The organism is Bartonella sp. OC68QHHN (assembly GCF_042193875.1).
GTDB lineage: Bacteria > Pseudomonadota > Alphaproteobacteria > Rhizobiales > Rhizobiaceae > Bartonella > Bartonella grahamii_A.
Genome location: NZ_JBHIME010000031.1, coordinates 1 through 4,348, shown reverse-complemented (window position 1 = coordinate 4,348; position 4,348 = coordinate 1). Strand labels below are relative to the sequence as shown.

Annotated in this window: 2 protein-coding genes and 2 pseudogenes; all 4 read right to left on the bottom strand. The window is 36.2% G+C overall.

All coding sequences use genetic code 11. The annotated features are described in order from the left end of the window. Nucleotides 1–1,718 precede the first annotated feature (1,718 nt). Nucleotides 1,719–2,345, bottom strand: coding sequence for a DNA-3-methyladenine glycosylase I (locus tag ACFIJ0_RS05595; protein WP_375622924.1), 627 nt, complete (start codon nt 2,343–2,345; stop codon nt 1,719–1,721). Further along, entirely contained in the window at nt 2,323–3,753 is a 1,431-nt protein-coding gene (xseA, locus tag ACFIJ0_RS05590) for an exodeoxyribonuclease VII large subunit (protein ID WP_375622922.1), read from the bottom strand. The genes ACFIJ0_RS05595 and xseA overlap by 23 nt, the downstream gene beginning before the upstream one ends. A gap of 14 nt (nt 3,754–3,767) precedes the next feature. Continuing rightward, a pseudogene (locus ACFIJ0_RS05585) lies at nt 3,768–3,963 on the bottom strand (ABC transporter substrate-binding protein); the annotation flags it as partial. 207 nt (nt 3,964–4,170) lie between these two features. Further along, nucleotides 4,171–4,348: pseudogene (locus ACFIJ0_RS05580) on the bottom strand (ABC transporter substrate-binding protein); the annotation flags it as partial.

The window sequence follows — 4,348 nt, the reverse complement described above, 5'->3', positions numbered from 1 at the left end:
TGGAACCTGTTGTACAACTACCCCCAGTGCCATAAGAGCAGAAACAAGAGATCCGCTACTTTTCAATATTTTTCTTTTTAAATTCATAAACTTTTCCCTTTATTTATTTTTTATTAATTAATTACACTAAAATAACATAGCAAATTTATAATTATACACATTGAACAAATACATTCTAATCGCCTATACAGAGTCATTTACTTTATAAATTCATTGTCTTACGTCTCAATCAAACTATAGCGAACATGCAATATATGTTTTGCTAACCAGTATCACATTCTTTTCATAACCTTTCTTTGCATACGATAATGCAGTATATCAGCCCCCATTAATCATCAAAATGATAAGCCTTGCAGCCCCCCAAATGGTAAGTTTAAAAAAATTATTGCACAAAGATTTATGAATTCACTATTCTATTCCTTTAGGCAGTATTTAAAATAAAATATGTAAACTTTAAAAATCGTCATTCTCCTCAAATGCTCAATTTTAAGATGCGGCGCATCTTTACTACATGATCAAGACTGCACTAAAACAGCAGAAAGACATAAGATAAAGATCTTTTCTAAAACTCTATCCCCTTACAAAAATCTGCCTAATCTTTTGAAACCTAAGTGTCAAAAGTCTTACGTTTTTACCAACAAAACCAAACACGTTAACAAAGATAAAGGAACAATAAGAAGAATCATCCCTTCCAAGCTTTATCTTTTGAGAGATAAAGCTTGGAATAAAAGAATACACACTAAAATGCACTTCTCCATCGATAAAAACAAAATTCATTAGACCACCTCCCCCAAAGACATAACGAATATAAACCCTTCTAACCTTTAGTGTGCCTCATTGCTTTAACACTATAAAAATAGAACAGAAAACAACATACTGCAACAAAACTCTCGTTTCCAGCAGAAACATAAAGAGATTCAACTAAGCGATGTAGTGGATACAAACCTGCCTGAGCTTAATCATCTTCCAAAAAATTGGAGCGCACACGCGGCAAGATCACTCTCTAATAGAAGAAAGCTATCAGATAATAAAACCCAACACAAGCAGCTTGAGTCATTTAATTTCAATTTTTCGTCGCTGCATTTCATTTTATATTGCCTAGGTAAGTATTGGGCAATCGACCTACACACAAATAAACCAACAGTCATATAACCCAAGTAAAATATAACAATGCAACAACAGCACCCCATCTAAAAACCACTTTGCATTCGCCAATAAACATGAATAAAATATTCATTACTTATTATAACGGTCATGTCATTAACAGAAATAAAAACACCTCTTCTGAACCATTTCAAATGCCAAGGACTGTTGCACAACATTAAGATCTCGTAAAGTGTGTGATGGTGACGATTTTCTCCTTCATAAGTGTAAAGATGGAGTGCACAATGGATTTACTATTATATCATTCACGGGCTGCATCGCAAAATGGGCTTTGGTACACTAGATGTTTCTTTAAAACATACAAGACATTACTATTATCTAACTTCAGATATGACAGTTAAGGTATCACTCCTTTTTGCATCTGTTTTTTCATCCTCAAAATTATACCTTTATCGGTTTGAGTGCCAACAACAGTAGAAAATCATTAATATTGTATTGTATAGTTTGTATATTTCAATTATCTTATACAGTGGAGTTGTATAATCTATACATTTGTTAAACAATTTAATTATTATTCTATTGATCATTCCCCTTACAAAAGAAAGTTTGCCAATTTATCGACAAAAACATCCTTCAAGATGATCATTAACAATCCCTACGGACTGCATAAAAGCATAACAAATTGTAGGACCAATAAATGTCCAGCCACGTTTCTTCAAGTCTTGAGAAAGACGAAAAGAAGCAGGGGTTATAGGATGAGCCGACAGTGTTTGAAAGTCTATCTTTTCATAACGCTCTGATTGTGGTGGCTGAAAAGACCAAAAATAGTGGGACAAGCTCCCCCACTTTATTATAATTTCCTGTGCTCTAAGTGCATTATTAAGCACTGATTGAATTTTTCCTCGATGGCGAACAATGTCTTTATTCTGCATTAACATTTGCACCTTTAGCTCATCATAATGAGCAATCTTTTCAAAGTCAAAGTGATCAAATGCAATACGAAAAAAAGAGCGTTTTTTTAAAATTGTAAACCAAGAAAGCCCCGCTTGGAAACCTTCAAGACAAATTTTTTCAAACAAACGGATATCCTCAAAAACAGGTTTTCCCCATTCGTTATCATGATAAGCACAATAAAGTGGATCCGTTCCAGCCCATGCGCAACGAACTTTTCCATCCACTCCCTTAAGAAGCCCTTCTGCAAGCATGGCATTAACCGTATTAAAAGAGAGTTCCTTGATCATCGCTTAGTGACTTTATCTGCTTGTATTTTGAACGTTTAGAAAAAACAGGTTCTTGTATTGCAACACTGATATCACCATCAAAAAAGCGTAAATTTATTTGCCCTGTTTCAGGAAACTGAGTCAACCGTTTAATGGGCTTATTATCTTTTCCCAAAGCTAAAACAAAACCACGCTCTAAAATATTTTGATAAGAAGTGCTTTTTAAAAGCCTAAATGCAAGCTCCATTTGAGCCCGTTGTTTTTCCACACTACGCACAAAAGCACGATGAAGGCGCGCCGTATATTCCTTTGTATTGCGTTGTGCTTTTTCACTATTTAACAAGCGTAGCGAAAGACGTAAACAAAGAGTATGAAAAGAAAAACGTTTTTTATCGTAGCTCACACAAAGAGCACGCTGTAATCGATTTGAAATTTCATCAAAACCACGCCGTGGTAAAGCAAAAAGTTGGTCGACAGTGGGAAGACCACGTCTGGCTGCACGCAACTTTTGTTGATGAAAATCAAAAGAACGCACAAGTCCCTTGCGCAAACGTGCCCCAAGAGACGCAACACACACTTCAAGATCAAGCTTAACGGGAACAGCCTTTTCTGCCGCTCCTGTAGGAGTTGGAGAACGCCAATCAGCGACATAATCAATCAAAGTCCAGTCCGTTTCATGCCCAACAGCAGAAATAACGGGAAGAGCAGAGGCATAAACAGCACGAACAACAGCTTCATCATTAAACCCCCACAAATCTTCTAAACTTCCCCCTCCCCGTGCAATAATAATAAGATCAGGCTTTGGAATAAGTCCTCCTGGAGCAAGAGCATTAAAACCTTCAACAGCAACAGCTACCTCTCTCCCACTTGTTTCCCCCTGAACACGTACAGGCCAAACCAAAATATGTAAAGGAAAACGATCGGATATACGATGAATAATATCACGAATAACAGCACCTGTTGGTGATGTTACAACGCCTATAATTCGGGGCATATAAGGCAAAGGTTTTTTCTTTGCTTCATCAAATAAGCCTTCTTCCACAAACTTTTTCTTACGATTTTCAAGAAGTGTCATCAAAGCACCAACCCCCGTTGGTTCAAGAGCCTCAATGACAATTTGATATTTCGATGACCCTGGATAAGTTGTAAGTTTACCAACAGCAACCACTTCCATCCCTTCTTCAGGAGGAAATTTGAGCTTTTCCATCACTCCACGCCAAATAACAGCTTCCAACCGTGCCTTATCATCTTTTAAAGCAAAATAAGCATGTCCCGAAGCATGAGTACCACGATAACCTGATATCTCCCCACGCACCCGTACATAACCAAACTTTTCTTCAACAACACGCTTTAGAGCCCCTGCTATTTCGGAAACAGTAAATTCTGCCACATTTGTTACACCTGTTTTTTCGCTAAACAAACTTACCATTGTTCAATTCTTTACGCCCGTTTCTGTGAATCTTTTTGAAACAACACATCTTTAAACTTTTTATTTATAGCTTCATCAAAATACCCATAACACCAGCTAGAATAGCTTATATTTTCAATTTCAAACGATTATCAGGGTTGTAAAAAAGCTTGAAGCCGTTGTATGGGGATCTCCAGAGTCATTATTCCATCTGAGAATTGTATCAATAGAAGTTAAAATATTCAATCTTAACCTCTACACAAACACACCTCTAATGAGAATGAAAAATCTCCTTAAACAATGTCTTGAAAAGACATTCAACAATATATCACGCATTACCTATGATCTTCAACGTATTGCAAAGCTTGAAAATTTATACAATACGCCGAATATATCATGACGATGTCCTGTATCTATTGAACAACATTGAAGACATGCTTATTTTTCAATTTTACTATAAAAAATATGTGGTGCACTATTCCAAACCCACTTTTTTATATCCGGTGTCATAGCGACAACGCCATATTTCTGATAGATAAACGCATAAGGTCCTTTTTGCATAAGTTCACGTTGTAAATCAGCATATATTTTCGCCCGTTTTTGCGGATCTTTTTGA

Excerpts from the sequence above, each read along its gene's own strand:
- ACFIJ0_RS05595 (WP_375622924.1), bottom strand. The coding sequence starts at position 2,345 with ATGATCAAGGAACTCTCTTTTAATACGGTTAATGCCATGCTTGCAGAA.
- xseA (WP_375622922.1), bottom strand. The coding sequence starts at position 3,753 with ATGGTAAGTTTGTTTAGCGAAAAAACAGGTGTAACAAATGTGGCAGAA.